Source organism: Blautia sp. DFI.3.45, assembly GCF_020593505.1.
Classification (GTDB): Bacteria; Bacillota; Clostridia; order Lachnospirales; family Lachnospiraceae; genus Blautia_A; species Blautia_A wexlerae.
Map to the genome: position 1 here is coordinate 1 of NZ_JAJDMI010000129.1, position 1,078 is coordinate 1,078.

The window sequence follows — 1,078 nt, forward strand, 5'->3', positions numbered from 1 at the left end:
AAAGATTTTAATAACGATTCTCTTCGCAAAATCAAGTCCGACAAAGCTGATTCTGTCAAGATTGCCCGCTACGCTCTTGACAAATGGCAAAGTCTTGAACCGTATAGTATTACAGATGAATTACGCGCTCAGCTAAAGGTCATGAATCGTCAGTTCCATTTCTATGTGAAACAAAAAACGGCTATGAAAAATAATCTTATTGGCCTCATTGACCAGACCTATCCAAATGCAAATACTTATTTCAATAGTCCCACCCGCAGTGATGGTTCCCAGAAATGGGTTGATTTTGTCTCTACATACTGGCATGTAGATTGCATTCGTAAAATGTCTCTAAACGCTTTTGTTGAACATTATCAGAACTGGTGCAAGCGCAAAAAATATGCCTTCAATAAATCAAAAGCGGAAGAAATTTACACCAAAACAAAGGAACTTGTTCCAGTATTTCCTAAGAATGAAATAACCAAACATATCATCAGACAAGCTATCGATCAGCTCAACAGTACTTCCGTTACTGTCGAAACAATACGCACTCTCATGAACGAGACTGCCTCAAAGCTTCCTGAATACTCAATTGTCATGCAGTTTAAAGGGATTGGTCCATCTCTCGGTCCACAGCTTATGGCTGAGATCGGTGATGTAACCAGATTCACGCATAAAGGAGCCCTTACTGCATTCGCCGGAGTTGATCCTGGGGTAAACGAATCTGGTTCCTATGCACAAAAAAGCGTCCCAACATCCAAACGTGGATCTTCAAATTTAAGAAAGACTCTTTTTCAAGTAATGGATGTTCTTATCAAAACCATGCCTCAGGATGATCCTGTATATCAATTCATGGACAGAAAACGCACCCAGGGTAAGCCTTACTATGTTTATATGACTGCAGGTGCTAATAAATTTCTCAGAATATACTATGGACGAGTGAAAGAATATCTTTCTGTTCTTCCTGATCCAAGCTAATTCAAAACTTTTACTTTCAGACCAGCACTGGTTGTGGTGGCCTTATTTTAATGCCTAATTTTTAACCTGTAAAGTTTTTTAACTTTCTTCAATTTTAGTATTGACTTTTTATTTGCAGGCT

The 1,078-nt window shown here is 38.6% G+C and carries 1 protein-coding gene; it reads left to right on the forward strand.

Translation table 11 applies throughout. The annotated features are described in order from the left end of the window. Positions 1-957 (forward strand): transposase (locus LJE09_RS17200; RefSeq protein ID WP_196002842.1); only part of this gene is annotated, 957 nt, incomplete at its 5' end. Positions 958-1,078 lie beyond the last annotated feature (121 nt).